The organism is Phytobacter sp. RSE-02, assembly GCF_040578655.1.
Lineage (GTDB): Bacteria > Pseudomonadota > Gammaproteobacteria > Enterobacterales > Enterobacteriaceae > Phytobacter > Phytobacter diazotrophicus.
The window spans coordinates 44,633-62,601 of sequence record NZ_JBEULY010000005.1 but is presented as its reverse complement, the minus strand read 5'-3'; the positions used below and the strand labels follow the sequence as shown (position 1 = coordinate 62,601).

Genomic DNA, 17,969 nt, shown 5'->3' with positions numbered 1-17,969 from the left:
TTGCGGGTGCGCGTTACTCGCTGTCACCGTATTTAAATTTCATCAGGTCGCGGCGTTCTTTTTTATCCGGACGGCGATCGGGGTGCGGCATTGTAAGCGCATTCATCTTCCGTGCCAGCGCCATTTTTTCGCGCTTCGCTACGCTTTCCGCAGTCTCTTCATACATTTCGACGGCTTCTGCGGCGGGGCGGCGTTGTTCGGTAATAGCTTTAATAATCACCGTACGTTCGTCATTGCCCTGCCTGAGCGTCAGCGTGGCATTCAGTTCGACGATTTTACTCGGCTTGCTGCGCTGACCGTTGTAATGCACTTTGCCGCCTTCGATCATTTCGCGGGCTAAGGCGCGTGTTTTATAGAAACGCGCCGCCCACAGCCATTTATCGAGGCGAACATCAGGTGCTGACTGTTCTTTCATTACCCCTCCTTCACGCTCAGCGAGGGAATCAGGTGGCGATAATCGTTCATGCCAGGGTGACGTAAATAGCTTTTCTCCGCCAGACCTGAATCCGGGTTGGTTACGCCCAGGCAGTAACGAATGCCAAATTTTGCGGCGGCATCCAGAATGGGTTCACTGTCATCAATGAACAGCGTTCTGTCGGCGTTTAAGCCGGTCTCTTGCGCCACGGCTTGCCACAAACGCTGATCCTCTTTCGGATAACCAAATGTGTGGGTTGAAAGTAATAAATCAAGGTGTGATGCCAGACCGGTGTGCTCAAGTTTCACCGCGAGATTATGCGGATGCGCATTGGTCAACAGAATGCGCCGCTTACCACTTTTTTGCAGCGCATCAAGAAAAGGGACAGTATCTTCACGCAGTATGGCGCGCGGCCCCTGCTGCGTTGTCATTGCGCAGATATCCAGCCCTAAGCGTTCGCTCCAGTAATCCAGACAATACCAGTTTAGCGTATGCTGAACGGCATGATATTCCTGACGAAGAATGGCCTGAGCCTCTGCGGGTGAAATGCCCTGCTTTGCGCCAAACGTCTCCGGCACCAGTTTTTGCCAGAAATAATTATCAAAGGCGAGATCGAGCAGCGTACCGTCCATGTCCAGCAGAACGGTATCCACGTTCTGCCAGTCGATATCAAAATGCATAAGAAACTCCAGCCAGAAATAACGATGCGCGTCAGGTTAACATACCCGGCGCGCATGACATTTATCAGGTCAGGCTATCGGGTGCGGGGATAAGCCCGGGATTCAGGCAGTTTTCGTAGTATTGCTGAATTTCAGCCAGACGCGTGCGGTTTCGATGGTAGCGGCGCAGCGCCTGGACGCCGTTATAAACGCAGCAGACAATCATTGCCAGAAGCAGAAGCGCGGTGCTGACGTAGCGCCAGAGCCCCGTTGTGCTATTTGGCATACGGTGCAGGCTGACATGGCGAGTGCCATTGGCGTCAGTCGAAATATTGGTGATGATACCCTCGGCGGTGAAGGGAGTTTGCATCAGCATTCCCGCCAGGCGCTGGAACTCTGTCCACTGCTCGGCGGCGGGATAGTCATATAACGTGACGCCGGGGTAGGGCTGATCCACCAGTTCGCTACCTTCTTCACTAATAATCAGGAAGCCGCCTGGTGCCGGGCTGTTAAGCGCCTGTGCCGCGCGGGTTGTTTCGCGCAAAATAAAAGGCGCGGTGGAGGTGGTGACCAGATTATCCAGCGATTCTGCGCTGACCGGGCGCAGCAACACATTCACGCCGGTGAGTTTGCCCGCACTGGCGCGCGACGTCAGCGTATCCCAGTCTTTACTGTTCCCCAGATTAACCAGCGCGTTTTTAAGCCGCAGGCAGTCATCCTCTGCTGAACAGAGATCCTGCGTTTTCAGCACGATCTCAGAAAAATCATCCAGTAAGACCATGCCTGATTTTTGGATTGCCGTACGCAGTGCCGGGCTAACGCGAGAGTCGTCATCCTGTTTCGGATGCAACTGGCGGTTGACGGCTTCCACCAGTGCTGTCGCTTTGGTGACGGTTTCTGATTCCGGCAAGGGCAGCGGCGGCGCATCGTTCCAGATAATTTGTGAACAGTCGAACGGCGCAAAAGGCGAACTTTGGCGAGCGGTCCAGTTGCTTGACGAATGGATGCTACACATGCCGGTGCCGTGAATCTTTAGCGAGTCACCGATACGCAGCCCAGCTTCTTCAAGCTGGCTAACTTTCGTCGCTTCGATGGTCTGCGCTCCTTTAATCCATGAAAGGGTAAACTTGATGGGCATATCCAGCGGAACCCACATCAGCAGCATAATCAGAACCAGCAGCGCCCCGGCTGAAATCACGGCGCTGCGCACCCAATGCTGAAGGGGGAAGTTCTTGACCTCATCATGCAGCGATAAAAAGCGCCCCTGTCGAACCACGTGACGATCGAGATAGATATCAATATCGCTTTGTTGCCCCAGGTCCTGGGCGATAAAAGGTTGCCAGTGTTTTGGGTAGATAAGATCAATAATGCCTAACGAGATATTGTTGATCTGTTCCTGATTGTTCTCACCAAAAAGCCCCCACCGTTTGGGCGTGCCGCGCAGGCAGTGGATTTCGCGCAGCGCAGTTTGCGCGGGCGGTGCGAAAATACCCCAGAGCCCGGCCGCAAGCAGCATAATTCCGCCACCAGCAAGCCACGGGACAAACACGTCCGGGGCGACCAGGCAGAAAAAGAACAGTAAAAACGATGTTGAAATCAGTAAGGCCTCGCGCATGCCGTCCGGGCGGCTCAGCGCATACTCTTCCACCGTTTCACGGCGAATATTAAGTAGCTCAATTTGCTCCGTCTCTTCGCCGCGGATAGCTGAGTGCGACGAGGGAATCTGTTCTGGCACCAGGCTGTGTTCTTCCGGACGGAATTCATTCAGGGCGTGGCCATTTAGCGAAATGACCAGCGGCAGAGTGTCGGTACGGATAAGCTCAACGCTGTTTTCGTCATTGATATACTGCTCCCAGAACGGCGGCAGATGGACTTCGACAGAATCGAGATAGTAGCGCCATTTGTTAGGGGCATCGGTCGTAATCCCGTAACGGGTGATCGCACGGGTGACGCTGATGACTGTATTACTTTGCGCGTTGAGCGTGAGGGATATCGGGGCGGCCGTCGCACCGGTCGGGCCCGGTACCTGACGGGTACGGGAGAGCGATTCCAGATAGCTTTCAACAGCGCTGCGCTCATCAGGAGTTAATTTGCGGGTTGTCGCGCCAGCGAAAGCTTGCAGATGTGGCAGGCGGTATCGTCTTTGCGATCGCGCTCTGTAAAACCACCCAACAAGGCATACGCAGGCCAGCATAGCAGCGAAATAAATCAAAATGGTGCTCATGCTTTCCCCATCTTACTTTTACTAGCAGGTGTAGTCAGTTGCACCCTTTCCCGTAAATTCAATGAATATGGCTGGAGCGTTATCGGGCAAATCGTTAGTCTAATAGGTGAGCGCCTGACAACATGCAAAATAGTAGCAAAGTCGCAATAGAGCGAATATCAGCAAATTCTTAGTTTTATTTCAACCTCTTGACTTTTAGGTTTATTTGGGAAATAGCTTCTGCTAAGTTACAGGAATGTAAATGAGGCGCGAAGAACATTGCCGAAACAGTGTCGCATGTCGCACAATAATGCCAGTAATCTCTGGAAAGACCGATAATAATGAGCGAATCATTGCAAAAACCCACCATTCTTAACGTTGAAACTGTCGCGTCTTCACGACTTTTTAACGTCGAAAGTGTGGACCTGGAATTCAGCAACGGCGTACGTCGTGTCTATGAACGTATGCGTCCCTCGTCACGTGAAGCGGTGATGATTGTGCCTATTGTAGACGATCATATCATTCTCATTCGCGAATATGCTGTGGGTACCGAATCTTATGAGCTGGGATTTTCCAAGGGATTGATCGATCCCGGTGAAAATATGTATGAGGCGGCCAACCGCGAGCTTAAAGAAGAGGTGGGTTTTGGCGCGAAGGAATTAACATTCCTGAAAAAACTCAGCATGGCTCCGTCTTATTTCTCCAGCAAAATGAATATCATGGTCGCTGAGGATTTATACCCTGAGTCGCTGCCCGGTGATGAGCCAGAGCCGTTACCGCAGGTGCGTTGGCCACTGGCCCATTTAATGGACTTGCTGGAAGAGCCTGATTTCAATGAGGCCCGCAATGTAAGCGCACTGTTCTTGTTAAGAGAGTGGCTTAAAGGGCAGGGCAGGTTATAAAAAAAGCGCGTAAGCGCTTTTTTTATGTCTGTCAGAACTGCGGCCAGCCCGGATAAAACGTTTTTGCGTCCCATCCGGGGAGCCCTGGCAGGCTTTTATCAGAACAATTCGTGCGTCTCGCCATTATCAATAATGGTGGTTCCCACTTCGTGCACGGCCTGCTGTGTCGGCTGCGTCCCGTCAATAAAATACTCCTGACGACTGCTGCCTCCACTTGCCAGTTGCCCTGTACTCCGGTCGATATTTACCGTCACTATTCCTGGCGGTGGCGTGAGCGGTTGCTCCGGTACGCCATTGAGAACAACCTGCATGTAAGCATCCCATGCTGGCTGCGCACTCTTCGCGCCGCCTTCGTAACCCGAGATCTGATCTTTGATAGCGCCCGACGCGGAGGTGCGTCCCAGATCGCGACGGTGATCATCAAAACCGATCCAGACCGACGTCACTACGCCCGGACCATAACCGGAGAACCAGGCATCTTTCGAGCTGTTGGTGGTCCCGGTTTTACCACCGATATCATTACGTTTGAGATCGCGACCTGCGCGCCAGCCTGTGCCTTGCCAGCCTGGTTCACCGAAGATATTACTGTTAAGCGCGCTCTTGATTAAAAACGATAGCGGCGTACTGATCACGTGCGGTGCATACTCCTGACCACCGCTCTTCACCACCAGATCCTGATTGGCTTGCTCCAGTTGCGGCATCGGTATGGAAGGATTCTGCTGCTCCTGAGAGATAGCGACGTTTTCCATATCTTTGTTTTCCAGCACGTCTGACTTCGGCGTATCCCCATAAATTACCGGGATATTACACTCCGCGCAGGCGACCTTTGGCCGGGTTTCGAACAGGACATTACCCTGATCGTTTTCAATTTTGGTAATGAAGTACGGATCGATGAGGAATCCGCCGTTTGCCATGACCGAATAGCCGCGTGCTACCTGCATGGGCGTGAACGACGCGGAACCCAGCGCCAGCGACTCCGTGTGCACGATATTTTGTGCCGGGAAACCGAATCGCTGTAAATACTCGGCGGCGTAATCGACCCCCATTGCACGCATAGCGCGTACCATCACCACGTTCTTCGACTGCCCCAGCCCCTGACGCAGGCGAATTGGCCCGGCATACTCATCTGGCGAGTTTTTCGGACGCCAGTCGGAACCCGCCCCTGCATCCCAACGGGAGATAGGCACATCGTTCAGGATACTGGCCAGCGTCAGGCCTTTGTCCATCGCCGCGGTATAAAGGAATGGTTTGATGTTAGAGCCAACCTGACGCAGCGCCTGAGTGGCGCGGTTAAATTTGCTTTGATTGAAATCGAAGCCGCCAACCAGCGCCAGCACGGCGCCATCGTGCGGGTTAATGGAGACCAGGGCTGAGTTAACATCCGGCACCTGGGCCAGCCACCAGCCTTCATTTACCATGCGCACCCAAATCTGCTGACCTGCCAGCACTACATCGGTCACTTTGCGTGGGGTTGGGCCCTGTGCGGTGTCGGAACGATAAGGGCGTGCCCAGCGCATTCCGTCCATATGCAGGGATACGGAGGTCCCGTCGCCCAGCATCGCGGTGGCTTCTTGCGCGTTGGCGGCCGTCACGACAGCCGGCTCCAGCGGCCCGTAGGTCGGCAACGCTTTTAGGGTGTCGGTGATTTTTTTACTGTCCCAGGCGCTTTCGCCCGGTTTCCACAGCACATTCGACGGGCCGCGATAACCGTGGCGCATATCGTAGTCCATCACGTTATTGCGCACGGCATCCTGTGCCGCCAACTGCACTTTACGGGTGATGGTGGTGTAAACACGATAACCGTCTTCGTATGCTTTATCGCCGTAGCGATTCACCATCTCCTGACGCACCATTTCTGAGAGGTACGGTGCTGAGAAGGTAATTTCCGGCGCATGGTAATCCGCATCAATAGCTTCGCCACGCGCCTGGTCATACTGCGTCTGGCTGATGTATCCCTCGCTCAGCATACGGGCCAGCACCACATTACGGCGAGCCGTTGCGCGATCAAGCGAATAGAGCGGGTTAAAGGTGGATGGCGCTTTGGGCAACCCGGCAATGACCGCCATTTCACTCAGGGTGAGCTGGTCGACGGGTTTGCCAAAGTAGACCTGTGCCGCCGCACCCACACCATAAGCACGATAACCGAGGTAAATCTTATTGAGGTAAAGCTCGAGGATCTCGTCTTTATTCAATAACTGCTCGATGCGGATAGCCAGGAACACTTCCTTGATTTTACGCATCAGCGTGCGTTCCGGACTCAGGAAGAAGTTACGTGCGAGCTGTTGCGTGATGGTGCTGGCGCCCTGTGAGGCGTGACCAGAGAAAAGCGCTACGCTGGCCGCACGGAAAATCCCCACCGGATCAACGCCATGGTGTTCATAGAAGCGGCTGTCTTCTGTGGCAACAAACGCTTTCACCATTTCTGGTGGAATCTGATTCAGCGTCAGCGGAATACGACGTTTTTCACCGTACTGCGCAATCAATTCGCCGTCGGCGCTATAGACCTGCATCGGGATTTGTAGTCGCACGTCTTTCAGCGTCGCGACGTCAGGTAGCTGCGGCTCAATGAATTTGTACAACCCATAAATCGAGCCTGCTCCCAGCAGAATGCAACACACTGCAAGGATCAATAAATACTTTACGAACTTCACCGGAGGATTCCCATTTAGTTTCATTTGGGCAGTTTATAAACAACCGCGCGGTAGTATAAATGCAAGCCTGATGCATTGATATAGCCGTCATCTTTCCTGGCGATAAGGAGGTCGCGATTTATGGCATTCGGGCACTGGCAGATTGGACTGCATATTCAGCAAGATAGCGTTTTCAGCGTCGCATTAACCCCAGGCAGAACAGGGTGGGCGCTACGCCGTTGGTGGCACATCCCGTTACCATTGGGCACAGTTGAAAACGGGCAGCTTAAAGCACCACAACAGTTGTTGACCACGCTCTTACCGTGGCGAAAATCGTTACCGCAGCGCCACCGGGTACGGCTGGCATTTCCGGCAGCGCGCACATTGCAGCGTAAGCTCCCCCGCCCGGCAATGGCTTTGCGGGAAAACGAACTGGCAAGCTGGGTTTCTCACGCCATGGCGCGTGAACTTGAAATGGCAGCGGCAGATTTGCGTTTCGACTATACCGAAGATTCACTGGCGCAGGCCTATAGCGTGACGGCGGCGCAGCATAAAGACGTGGCTGAAATGCTGGAGCTGGCAACCTCTCTGCACCTGAATTTGACCTCCCTGACGCCTGATGCCTGCGCGTTACAGCATCTTGTCCCTTTTTTACCACCTCCGGCACGTTGTCTTATTTGGGAAGGCGACGCGCAATGGCTGTGGGCGACGCGCACCGGATGGGGGCGGCGGTCGCACGAAGATCAGCCCACCGTAAACGAGCTAAGCGCAAGCCTCGGGCTGGACATTGCCGATATTGCGCTATGCACAGCGGCAACGCCCGAGTTTGACCCCTGGAGTGCCATTGTGCAGCGGCAACCGCCTTTACCGCCAAATGGCATGCGTTTCGCGGTAGCGATTGGCTTGGCCCTGGGAGCGGTTCGCTAATGGAGCAGATGATCAACCTGCTGCCCTGGCGAGAGCAGCGACAACAGGCATGTCGGCGCTTTTGGGGGCAACTGCTGGCGTACGCTGTGGGCCTGATGGCGCTGATTACCCTGGTGTTTCAGGTAAAGGCGAGCCAGGACAAGCAGATCGCTACGTTGTGGCTGCAATCTGACGCGCAGATGCTATCAGCGCTAAAGGCAAAACAGCCGCATTTCCAGGCGCAACGCCAGTTGTGGTTAAAACAGCAGGCCAGAATGCAGCGGCACAACCAGACCCGCCAATGGCAGCAGCGGCTGGCAGAACTGGCGGAAAAAATGCCCGACAGCGCCTGGCTTACGGAGGTGCATTTTCAGCAAGGGCAACTCAGCGTGTCGGGGATTGCCAGAACGTTTCAGTCATTAAGCGAACTGGAGCAGGCGCTGGACACGACCGCCGGTTTTCGTCTTTGCCAAACCGGTTCGACCGGGCGAGATGCGCAAGGGCACTGGCAGTTTCACTATCAGCTTAATAAGGAAGATGAGCATGCCGCGCAGCCTTGAACTCTGGTACGCCCTCTCGCCTGTAACCCGTGCAGGGTACGGATTATTGCTTATGGTTCTTCTCCTGCTTGCGGTGTGGTGGTGGCAGATTCAGCCCATAACGCGTGAACAAACGGCACGGGAGCAACAGCACCTTGTGCAGCAGGCGGCATTGCAGGAAAGCTGGCGAGAGCTCCTGGCCCTTAAACCACCGGTGATAGCGCATTCTCAAGCAGATATCCCAAAGGCCTTTTCACCGCTGGATTTTCATACTCCTGATGCCCAACTGATTGGCTGGCGTCCTGCCCATCAGGGGGGCGAGATGGTGCTGGAGGCGCAGTGGGTATCGATTCCCCGGACGTTTTCCTGGCTTGCCGAACGGCAAATGCTCGCGCCTGCTTTTTCCATCACCGCGCAGGACAAGGCGCTGCGTTTTGTGCTCCAGGTGGAGAGCGATGATGGCGGCTAAACGCATTGCAGCGTCATGTTTGCTGGTGCTAATGCTGGCGGGTATGCGTGATCCTTTCAAGCCGCCTCCCGATCGCTGCATGGTCAGTCAGCTTGCGCTTTGGCATTACCAGGGCGTGGTAAGCAGGTCTCAGGCCGCGACAGGGATTGTGCGCGATCCCGCCGGGAGATGGCGACGCGTGCAGAAGGGGGAAACGCTTGCGGGAGGCTGGCGCGTGGTGGAATTTAATAAAGAAGAGATGCGCATCGCGACAGGGGAAGGTTGTGAACCCGCGCACTGGCGCTGGAAACGAGAAGGATCTCAGCATGAAAAGAACAGCAGTGGTGGCTCTTTGCCTCAGTAGCCTGGCGGCGAGCGCGGCAACACCAGCTCCCGTGACATTAATGGTGGATGATGTTCCCGTCACCCAGGTCCTACAGGCGCTTGCCGAGCAGGAAAAACATAATCTGGTGATCTCGCCGGACGTCAGCGGGACACTCTCTTTGCATCTTGTCGATGTTCCCTGGAAGCAGGCGCTAAACACGGTGATTGCCAGCGCCGGGCTGACACTACGCAGAGAGGGCAACATCCTGTATGTGCATTCCGCAAACTGGCAACAGCAACAGTACGATGCGCGTGAGGCGGCACGGGAAAAGCAAAAACAGAGTCTGCCGTTGGAGGAGCGTAGCCTGACGCTGCGTTATGCGCAGGCCAGTGAGTTGGCAAAGGCTGGCGAAAAGCTCCTTGGGCCAAAAGGAACGATCACGGTAGACAATCGGCTCAACCGGCTGTTGCTTCGCGATCATCAGGCCTCGCTTAACGTGCTGGAAAAGTGGGTTGCGCAGATGGATTTGCCCGTTGAACAGGTTGAACTGGCCGCACACATTGTCACCATAAATGAAAAGAGCCTGCGCGAACTCGGCGTGAAATGGGGGCTGGGGGAGGCGACAAAGCCCGGAAAACGCGGGCAGGTGTCATCGCTTTCAAGCGATCTGTCGGTTGAAAGTGCCAGCACCCGGGTCGGTTTTAATATCGGCAGTATTAACGGGCGATTGTTGGATATTGAGTTATCCGCACTGGAACAAAAACAGCAACTGGAGATCATCGCCAGTCCACGATTACTGGCCTCTCACATGCAGCCTGCCAGCATTAAACAAGGCAGTGAAATCCCATACCAGGTCTCCAGCGGCGAAAGCGGCGCAACATCGGTGGAGTTTAAAGAGGCGGTGCTGGGTATGGAGGTGACGCCGACCGTGCTGCCTGATAGCCGTGTGCGTCTCAAGTTGCGTATTACCCAGAACATGCCGGGCCAGGTGCTCCAGCAGGCTGATGGCGAGGTACTGGCGATTGATAAACAGGAGATTGAAACCCAGGTCGAAATAAAAAGCGGTGATACCCTGGCGCTGGGAGGCATTTTCTCACAAAAGAATAAGCTCGGTTCCGACAGTGTACCAATTTTAGGGGGGATACCCTGGTTTGGCCGACTGTTTCGTCATGACGGTAAAGATAATGAGCGCCGTGAACTGGTGGTCTTTATTACACCAAGGCTCGTGCCAGTTCGTTGATCGATACATATTCTGTATCGCTTTTTCTGCCTAACTCGCTACAGGTGTTTGACGTGAGAGATGATTTAGCTTACAAGGAGTACCGATTTGAGCGTCAGCTATCTCCGTCTTACCATAAGTAGTGTTAACGTCTGGTCGGCGATTTATTCAGTTGCCAAACCAGTCTCAGTACTGAGATAATTTTTGGTCTGACTCTCGCACTATCGCATATGAGGTTTCAGTTCATGTCCGGCTTCGCACGGTGTCTACGGAGCGGATTTATCATCAACGAATAGTCTTAGTAGTACCGAAAAAATGGCAGAGAAACGCAATATCTTTCTGGTTGGGCCTATGGGTGCCGGCAAAAGCACTATTGGGCGTCAGTTAGCTCAACAACTCAATATGGAATTTTACGATTCTGATCAAGAGATTGAGAAACGAACCGGAGCTGATGTGGGCTGGGTCTTCGATGTAGAAGGTGAAGAAGGTTTCCGCGATCGCGAAGAAAAAATCATTAACGAGCTAACGGAAAAACAGGGAATTGTACTGGCAACCGGTGGTGGCTCTGTGAAGTCTCGCGAAACCCGTAATCGTCTCTCCGCCCGTGGCGTAGTGGTTTATCTGGAAACCACTATCGAGAAGCAGCTGGCTCGTACTCAACGTGACAAAAAACGTCCACTTTTACAGGTGGAAACGCCGCCGCGTGAAGTGCTGGAAGCGCTGGCTGATGAACGCAATCCGCTGTATGAAGAGATTGCCGACGTTACCATTCGCACAGACGATCAGAGCGCGAAAGTCGTCGCAAACCAGATTATTCACATGCTGGAAAGCAACTAATTCTGGCGTAATACACAGGCCTGCGGGTTTAAGCAAATAAGGTGGATGTCGCGTCATGGAGAGGATCACAGTCACTCTCGGGGATCGTAGTTACCCTATCACCATCGCGGCTGGTTTGTTCGACGATCCAGCTTCCTTCTCGCCCCTGAAATCCGGTGACCAGGTCATGCTGGTCACTAATGAAACGCTGGCTCCACTCTATCTCGACAAGATTCGCCATGTCCTTGAAAAGGCCGGTATCAAAGTCGATAGCGTGGTTTTACCCGATGGTGAGCAGTATAAAAGCCTGACGGTGCTGGACTCGGTTTTCACTGCGCTTTTGCAAAAACCGCACGGTCGTGACACAACGCTTGTCGCGCTGGGTGGCGGTGTGGTGGGCGATCTGACCGGTTTTGCCGCAGCCAGCTATCAGCGTGGCGTGCGTTTCATTCAGGTCCCCACAACGTTGCTTTCGCAGGTCGACTCTTCTGTTGGCGGCAAAACGGCGGTAAACCATCCACTGGGCAAAAACATGATTGGCGCGTTCTATCAGCCAGCCTCGGTGGTGGTGGATCTCGACTGCCTGAAAACGCTGCCTGCGCGCGAACTTTCCTCTGGTCTCGCCGAAGTTATCAAATACGGCATCATCCTTGATGGCGCTTTTTTTGACTGGCTTGAGCAAAATCTGGACGCGCTGTTGCGTCTGGATGGCCCGGCAATGGCGTACTGTATTCGTCGTTGTTGTGAGCTGAAAGCCGAAGTTGTGGCGGCTGACGAGCGGGAAACAGGCTTACGTGCTTTACTGAATTTGGGGCATACCTTTGGGCATGCCATTGAAGCCGAGATGGGTTACGGCAACTGGTTGCATGGTGAAGCGGTCGCTGCTGGAATGGTGATGGCAGCACGTGCCTCCGAGCGTCTTGGGCAGTTCAGTAAAGATGATACCCAACGCATTATTACCCTGCTTGAGCGCGCAGGTCTGCCGGTTCATGGACCGAAGGAAATGACCGCACAGGCATATATCCCGCACATGCTGCGTGACAAAAAAGTTCTGGCCGGCGAGCTACGTTTGGTGCTCCCGCTGGCAATAGGGAAAAGCGAAGTTCGTGGCGGAGTGTCACAAGACGTTGTACTTGGCGCTATTGCTGATTGTCAGCAGGCGTAATTTATTAGAAAGGTCTTGCTGCGCGTGCGTGGCGTTTAACTTCGGGCGAATGCAATTGTTGTTAGCATGAGCCTTTGAGTGGGGTGTTAAATGGATGAATTCAAACCAGAAGACGAGCTGAAACCCGATCCCAGCGATCGTCGTACTGGTCGTTCTCGTCAATCTTCTGAACGTGTTGATGAGCCGCAGATCAATTTTGATGATGTTGAACTTGATGCTGACGAGCGTCGCCCTTCGAGAACACGTAAGACGCGCGATGATCGCGAAGAATACGCAGAAGAAGATTATGAAGCGGAAGAAAACTCACTGGACGAGGAGCGCGCAGAGCGTCGCCCACGTAAGCGTAAAAAAGCCGCCGCCGCAAAACCTGCATCACGTCAGTACGTGATGATGGGGGTCGGTGTTCTGGTGCTGCTGCTGCTGATTGTCGGCATCGGTTCCGCATTGAAAGCCCCTTCCAGCAACAGTACGGCCCAACAGAGTTCATCTGGCAGTAAAAACATCGACCTTTCGGGGAACGGTGGTACTGCCGATCAGGCTAATGCTACTCAGCCCGCGCCGGGCACCACCTCTGCAGAACAAACTGCGGGTGCTGCACAGCCGACGACGGGCAATAGCAATGGAGCGCAGGATATTTCCCTGCCGCCCATCTCCTCTACGCCTTCTCAAAGCCAGGCACCTGCAACCACAGGTGCCCAGCAGCGTCTTGAAGTGCAGGGTGATTTGAACAACGCGCTCACTTCGCCGCAAAACCAGGCGCAGATCAACAACGCGGTGGCAAACAGCACGCTGCCGACGGAACCTGCAACCGTTGCGCCAGTACGTAACGGCGGCGGGAATGCGACTCATACCGGATCAACCGCAGCAACCGCAGAAAACCATACGGCAACGACTCGCCCGGAACACAAACAAGCGGTTGTCGAACCGAAACCACAGCAGCAGGTTAAACCGCCGGTGGTGAAGGCAGAGCCGAAAGCTGTTGTTCAGGCTCCGGCAGCGCAACCGAAAGTTGTTGCCTCTGAGCCGGTCAAAGCACCGACCGTGGCCGCGACGACGCCGAAAGCGACAACCAGCACGACTGCACCTGCGGCACCGGCAGCTACTGCTGCTGCACCTGCAGCCAGCGCGAGCGTGGCGACGGGTAACGTGGGCTCACTGAAAGCTGCGCCCGCCGACCATTACACGCTGCAGTTGAGCAGTTCTTCTAATTACAACAACCTGAATGCCTGGGCCAAAAAAGAAAATCTGAAAAACTTTGTGGTTTATCAGACAACACGTAATGGCCAGCCGTGGTATGTATTGGTCAGCGGTGTGTATGCCTCTAAGGATGATGCAAAACGCGCTGTCGCTGCACTGCCATCAGATGTTCAGGCTAAGAACCCGTGGGCCAAGCCTATTCATCAGGTACAGGCCGACCTGAAATAATTTCACGTCACAACATCATTCAGGCAGGCCACCCAGGCCTTGCCTGAATGATAACGTGTATAAAGCGCAGGATGCTGTCGGAGCTGTCTCCACAGCCGGAGAGAGTGTAATCAATCATCCAGCATGAAAAAAAATCGCGCTTTTCTGAAATGGGCAGGGGGAAAGTACCCTCTGCTTGCCGATATTGAACGACATTTGCCAAAAGGCGAATGCCTGATCGAACCCTTCGTTGGTGCTGGCTCGGTATTTCTCAATACTTCATTTTCCCGTTACATTCTTGCGGATATTAACAGCGATCTGATTGGCCTTTATAACATCGTCAAAGAACGCGCGGATGAATATGTTCAGGGCGCGCGGGAGCTCTTTACGCCTGCGACGAACCAGTCGGAAACTTATTATCAGTTGCGCACTGAGTTTAACCAGAGCCAGGATCTTTTCCGGCGCGCGCTGTTATTCTTGTACCTTAACCGTCACGGCTATAACGGCCTGTGTCGTTACAATCTGCGCGGCGAATTTAACGTACCCTTTGGCCGCTACAAAAAACCGTACTTCCCGGAAGCTGAGTTGTACCATTTCGCGGAAAAGGCGCAAAATGCCTTCTTCTATTGCGAATCCTATGCCGAGAGCATGGCGCGTGCGGATGCGAATTCGGTGGTCTATTGCGATCCGCCTTATGCTCCGCTCTCAGCCACGGCGAACTTTACGGCGTACCATACGAATAGCTTTACCCTGGAGCAACAGGCCCATCTGGCGGCCATTGCCGAGAGCCTTGTGAATAACCGGATCCCGGTACTGATTTCCAATCACGACACCGCGCTGACGCGTGAGTGGTATAGCCAGGCGAAACTGCACGTTGTGAAAGTACGACGCAGTATCAGCAGCAACGGTGGGACACGTAAAAAGGTGGATGAACTGCTGGCGCTCTATCGCCCGGCAACTGCCTGAGCCAGAGCGGCTTCGCCGTCAGAAATGCGTTTGTCTACACCCTGTAAAATGAATGTAGATTCTTCTCAAGGAGATGCGGATGACACAGTATTTGATCGCCCCCTCGATTCTGTCGGCTGATTTTGCCCGTTTGGGTGAAGACACTGCCAGTGCGCTGGCTGCCGGTGCAGATGTGGTTCACTTCGATGTAATGGACAACCACTATGTGCCGAACCTGACCATTGGACCGATGGTACTGAAATCGCTGCGTAAGTACGGTATTACGGCGCCGATTGACGTGCATCTGATGGTGAAACCGGTTGATCGTCTGGTGCCGGATTTCGCCGCCGCCGGGGCAAGCATTATTACGTTCCATCCGGAAGCTTCTGAGCATGTTGATCGTACGCTGCAATTGATCAAAGAGAACGGCTGTAAAGCCGGTCTGGTATTCAATCCCGCCACGCCGCTGAGTTATCTGGACTATGTCATGGATAAGCTGGATGTCATTTTGCTGATGTCAGTGAACCCGGGCTTCGGCGGTCAATCCTTCATTCCACATACGCTTGATAAACTGCGCGAAGTGCGCCGTCGGATTGATGAATCCGGTTTGGATATTCGCCTGGAAGTGGATGGCGGTGTTAAGGTCAGCAACATCGCTGAAATAGCTGCCGCAGGTGCAGATATGTTTGTGGCGGGCTCGGCGATTTTTGATCAGCCGGATTACAAAAAAGTCATTGATGAAATGCGCAGTGAATTGGCAAAGGTAAGTCATGGATAAAATGCAGGTAATTCGTGGGATAGCCTTTGACCTCGACGGTACGCTGGTGGATAGCGCGCCGGGGCTGGCGGCAGCGGTAGATAACGCATTATATGCGCTGGAACTGCCTCAGGCGGGTGAAGATCGGGTCATCACCTGGATTGGTAATGGCGCAGATGTGCTGATGTCACGCGCTCTGACCTGGTCGCTGCAGGAGCGCAACGCGCAACGCGCTGCGTCCGGTAAACCGGCGATTAACCATGCGGATATTCCACAGGAAGAGCAGGCTGTGATGCTGCGTAAGCTGTTTGACCGCTACTACGCTGAGTCGGTGGAAGAGGGCAGTTTTCTGTTCCCTGATGTGGCCCATACGCTGGCTGCACTGCACGAAAAAGGTTTCCCGCTGGCGCTGGTCACCAACAAGCCTACGCCATTTGTTGCTCCGCTCCTTGAAACGCTGGGTATTGCCCACTATTTCAGCGTGGTCATCGGTGGTGACGACGTGAAAAACAAAAAGCCGCATCCGGAACCGCTGCTGTTGGTGGCGGAAAAGCTGGGTCTGGCGCCGAACGAATTGCTGTTCGTTGGCGATTCTCGTAATGATATTCTCGCCGCCCAGGCTGCTGGCTGTTGCTCTGTCGGTATGACCTATGGTTACAATTACGGCGAAGCCATTACATTGAGTGAGCCGGACTACGTGTACGACCGCTTCAACGAACTACTGCCCGCACTCGGGCTCCCGCACAGTGAAAATCAGGACGTGAAACATGACTAAACCCATCGTATTTAGTGGCGCACAGCCTTCAGGTGAATTGACCATTGGTAACTACATGGGTGCGCTGCGTCAGTGGGTAAACATGCAGGATGACTACCATTGCATCTATTGCATCGTTGACCTGCATGCCATCACCGCGCGTCAGGATCCTGAAAAACTGCGCAAAGCGACCCTGGACACGCTGGCGCTCTATCTGGCATGCGGTATCGATCCTGAGAAAAGTACCATTTTCGTTCAGTCACACGTGCCGGAGCATGCACAGTTGGGATGGGCGCTGAACTGCTACACCTATTTCGGCGAACTGAGCCGTATGACCCAGTTCAAGGATAAATCAGCGCGCTACTCCGAAAACATTAATGCCGGTCTGTTCGATTATCCGGTACTGATGGCGGCGGATATTCTGCTGTACCAGACTAATCAGGTTCCGGTCGGCGAAGACCAGAAACAGCACCTGGAGCTGAGCCGCGACATCGCCCAGCGTTTTAATGCGATTTACGGCGACGTCTTCAAAGTGCCGGAGCCGTTCATTCCGAAATCCGGCGCGCGCGTGATGTCCCTGCTGGAACCGACGAAGAAAATGTCCAAGTCTGACGATAACCGCAATAACGTTATCGGCCTGCTGGAAGATCCGAAATCGGTGGTGAAGAAAATCAAACGTGCGATGACCGACGGTGACGAGCCACCGGTCGTGCGTTACGACATCCAGAACAAAGCGGGCGTTTCTAACCTGCTGGATATTCTCTCTGCCGTAACCGGCCAGAGCATTCCGGAACTGGAGCAGCACTTCGAAGGCAAAATGTATGGTCATCTGAAAGGCGAAGTCGCGGACGCCGTGTCCGGTATGCTGACTGAGCTGCAGGCGCGTTATCACCGCTATCGCGATGACGAAGCGTTTTTGCAGAAAATCATGAAAGAGGGCGCGGAAAAAGCCAGCGCCCGTGCGTCTGAAACGCTGAAAAAAGTCTACGAAGCTATTGGGTTCGTGGCGAAGCCGTAAGTCCGCCGGGGCGTATGTTCCCCTCTCCCCAATGGGGTGAGGGGATCGATTGTGCGGGATGGGGCCGGATGGTAGCCCTGATAAGACGTTTACGCCGCATCCGGGATCTCTTACCTACGCGTGCTGGTTATCAATCGTTAGCGTAATACGGTTCGCGCGGCAGAAAAGTTCGGAAACATGGACCGGTTTACTGTTTTGATCGAAGGCGATTTTGCTGATGCGAAACAGCGGCTCGCCCAGTTCGCACTTAAGCCACTGCACCTGTGAACGGGTGGCGGCGAAAATATCGATCGTCTTTTTGTCGCTCACTACCCGCGTGTCAAAATGTTTTTGAAATAGCTGATAGGTTGATTCTCCCTCGCTGTAATACGCGTCAAATTGCGGATAGCGTGACAGCGGGATCCATGAGCTGTCGATAAATAGCGGTTCCTTGTCCAGATACATCACCCGGCTTAAGTGGAAAACCTCGCTGTTACCCGGAATGTTCAGCTTTTCACAAAACGGCGCGGCAGAGATACGCGCCTGTTCAATCACCTTTTCTTTCGTCGGTTTGCCCTGCGAGACGCCAAAATCGGTAAAGCCGCTGACGGTCAGCAAGGCGTTTTCCACCTTCTGGCTTTGTACAAACGTTCCTTTCCCCTGCCAGCGAATCAACACCCCATCTGCCACCAGATCGCTTATGGCCTTGCGGATCGTGATCCTGCTGACGTTATACTGCGCGCACAATTCACTTTCGGTGGGGATCTGTTGCCCGGCTTTGTAAACGCCCTGGGCAATGTCATCCAGCAGGCGCTGGCGAACCGTGGCGTAGAGCAGTTGGTGAGAATAGCGGTCCGTAGCTGGCATGGCTCAACCCTGAAAATA

Annotated in this window: 18 protein-coding genes; 13 read left to right on the top strand and 5 right to left on the bottom strand. The window is 54.0% G+C overall.

Features of this window, described 5'->3' with window-relative positions; translation table 11 throughout:
* Positions 1 to 13 precede the first annotated feature (13 nt).
* The 3 genes from hslR to ABU190_RS12745 form a co-directional block, all read right to left on the bottom strand.
* Positions 14 to 415 carry a ribosome-associated heat shock protein Hsp15 gene (hslR, locus tag ABU190_RS12755; RefSeq protein ID WP_041851383.1) on the bottom strand — a complete coding sequence of 134 codons (402 nt, stop codon included), beginning with the start codon at positions 413 to 415 and terminating at the stop codon, positions 14 to 16.
* Positions 415 to 1,095, bottom strand: coding sequence for a GMP/IMP nucleotidase (yrfG, locus tag ABU190_RS12750; RefSeq protein WP_271849270.1), 681 nt, complete (start codon positions 1,093 to 1,095; stop codon positions 415 to 417). The genes hslR and yrfG overlap by 1 nt, the downstream gene beginning before the upstream one ends.
* 64 nt (positions 1,096 to 1,159) lie before the next feature.
* The gene (locus ABU190_RS12745; RefSeq protein ID WP_354691517.1) at positions 1,160 to 3,298 is read right to left on the bottom strand and encodes an intracellular growth attenuator family protein; all 2,139 of its coding nucleotides are present in this window, start codon (positions 3,296 to 3,298) and stop codon (positions 1,160 to 1,162) included.
* 320 nt (positions 3,299 to 3,618) lie between these two features.
* Between ABU190_RS12745 and nudE the strand changes: the two genes are divergently transcribed.
* Positions 3,619 to 4,179 carry an ADP compounds hydrolase NudE gene (nudE, locus tag ABU190_RS12740; RefSeq protein ID WP_041851386.1) on the top strand — a complete coding sequence of 187 codons (561 nt, stop codon included), beginning with the start codon at positions 3,619 to 3,621 and terminating at the stop codon, positions 4,177 to 4,179.
* 98 nt (positions 4,180 to 4,277) lie between these two features.
* Here nudE and mrcA read toward each other — a convergent pair whose 3' ends face one another.
* Positions 4,278 to 6,830, bottom strand: a complete 2,553-nt coding sequence (gene mrcA, locus ABU190_RS12735; RefSeq protein WP_354691516.1) for a peptidoglycan glycosyltransferase/peptidoglycan DD-transpeptidase MrcA — start codon at positions 6,828 to 6,830, stop codon at positions 4,278 to 4,280.
* A gap of 120 nt (positions 6,831 to 6,950) precedes the next feature.
* On the opposite strand from mrcA, the gene ABU190_RS12730 reads away from it, so the two are divergent.
* From ABU190_RS12730 to trpS, 12 genes are all read left to right on the top strand, one after another.
* Positions 6,951 to 7,736, top strand: coding sequence for a DNA utilization protein HofM (locus ABU190_RS12730; protein ID WP_354691515.1), 786 nt, complete (start codon positions 6,951 to 6,953; stop codon positions 7,734 to 7,736).
* Positions 7,736 to 8,275, top strand: a complete 540-nt coding sequence (locus ABU190_RS12725) for a PilN domain-containing protein (RefSeq protein ID WP_354691514.1) — start codon at positions 7,736 to 7,738, stop codon at positions 8,273 to 8,275. Before ABU190_RS12730 ends, ABU190_RS12725 begins: the two co-directional genes overlap by 1 nt.
* On the top strand, positions 8,259 to 8,723 hold the full coding sequence (locus ABU190_RS12720; RefSeq protein ID WP_354691513.1) for a hypothetical protein: 465 nt from the start codon (positions 8,259 to 8,261) through the stop codon (positions 8,721 to 8,723). Before ABU190_RS12725 ends, ABU190_RS12720 begins: the two co-directional genes overlap by 17 nt.
* Positions 8,710 to 9,066 (top strand): HofP DNA utilization family protein, encoded by a 357-nt coding sequence (locus ABU190_RS12715; RefSeq protein WP_232034373.1) that lies wholly within the window; start codon positions 8,710 to 8,712, stop codon positions 9,064 to 9,066. Before ABU190_RS12720 ends, ABU190_RS12715 begins: the two co-directional genes overlap by 14 nt.
* Positions 9,029 to 10,267: a DNA uptake porin HofQ gene (hofQ, locus tag ABU190_RS12710; RefSeq protein WP_354691512.1), complete on the top strand. Its 1,239-nt coding sequence runs from the start codon at positions 9,029 to 9,031 to the stop codon at positions 10,265 to 10,267. Before ABU190_RS12715 ends, hofQ begins: the two co-directional genes overlap by 38 nt.
* 294 nt (positions 10,268 to 10,561) lie before the next feature.
* The gene (gene aroK, locus ABU190_RS12705; protein WP_035892101.1) at positions 10,562 to 11,083 is read left to right on the top strand and encodes a shikimate kinase AroK; all 522 of its coding nucleotides are present in this window, start codon (positions 10,562 to 10,564) and stop codon (positions 11,081 to 11,083) included.
* A 55-nt stretch (positions 11,084 to 11,138) separates the two neighbouring features.
* Positions 11,139 to 12,227 carry a 3-dehydroquinate synthase gene (aroB, locus tag ABU190_RS12700; RefSeq protein ID WP_071194942.1) on the top strand — a complete coding sequence of 363 codons (1,089 nt, stop codon included), beginning with the start codon at positions 11,139 to 11,141 and terminating at the stop codon, positions 12,225 to 12,227.
* 90 nt (positions 12,228 to 12,317) lie between these two features.
* Entirely contained in the window at positions 12,318 to 13,652 is a 1,335-nt protein-coding gene (gene damX, locus ABU190_RS12695; RefSeq protein WP_354691511.1) for a cell division protein DamX, read from the top strand.
* Between the two features lie 123 nt (positions 13,653 to 13,775).
* Positions 13,776 to 14,597, top strand: coding sequence for an adenine-specific DNA-methyltransferase (dam, locus tag ABU190_RS12690; RefSeq protein ID WP_354691510.1), 822 nt, complete (start codon positions 13,776 to 13,778; stop codon positions 14,595 to 14,597).
* A gap of 79 nt (positions 14,598 to 14,676) precedes the next feature.
* Positions 14,677 to 15,354, top strand: coding sequence for a ribulose-phosphate 3-epimerase (gene rpe / locus ABU190_RS12685; RefSeq protein ID WP_041851394.1), 678 nt, complete (start codon positions 14,677 to 14,679; stop codon positions 15,352 to 15,354).
* Positions 15,347 to 16,108, top strand: a complete 762-nt coding sequence (gene gph / locus ABU190_RS12680; RefSeq protein WP_041851395.1) for a phosphoglycolate phosphatase — start codon at positions 15,347 to 15,349, stop codon at positions 16,106 to 16,108. The genes rpe and gph overlap by 8 nt, the downstream gene beginning before the upstream one ends.
* Complete coding sequence (gene trpS, locus ABU190_RS12675; RefSeq protein ID WP_041851396.1) at positions 16,101 to 17,105, top strand: tryptophan--tRNA ligase; 1,005 nt, start codon at positions 16,101 to 16,103, stop codon at positions 17,103 to 17,105. The genes gph and trpS overlap by 8 nt, the downstream gene beginning before the upstream one ends.
* Before the next feature lie 114 nt (positions 17,106 to 17,219).
* On the opposite strand, the gene ABU190_RS12670 is transcribed toward trpS, so the two are convergent.
* Positions 17,220 to 17,951: a GntR family transcriptional regulator gene (locus ABU190_RS12670; protein ID WP_041851397.1), complete on the bottom strand. Its 732-nt coding sequence runs from the start codon at positions 17,949 to 17,951 to the stop codon at positions 17,220 to 17,222.
* Positions 17,952 to 17,969: the final 18 nt, after the last annotated feature.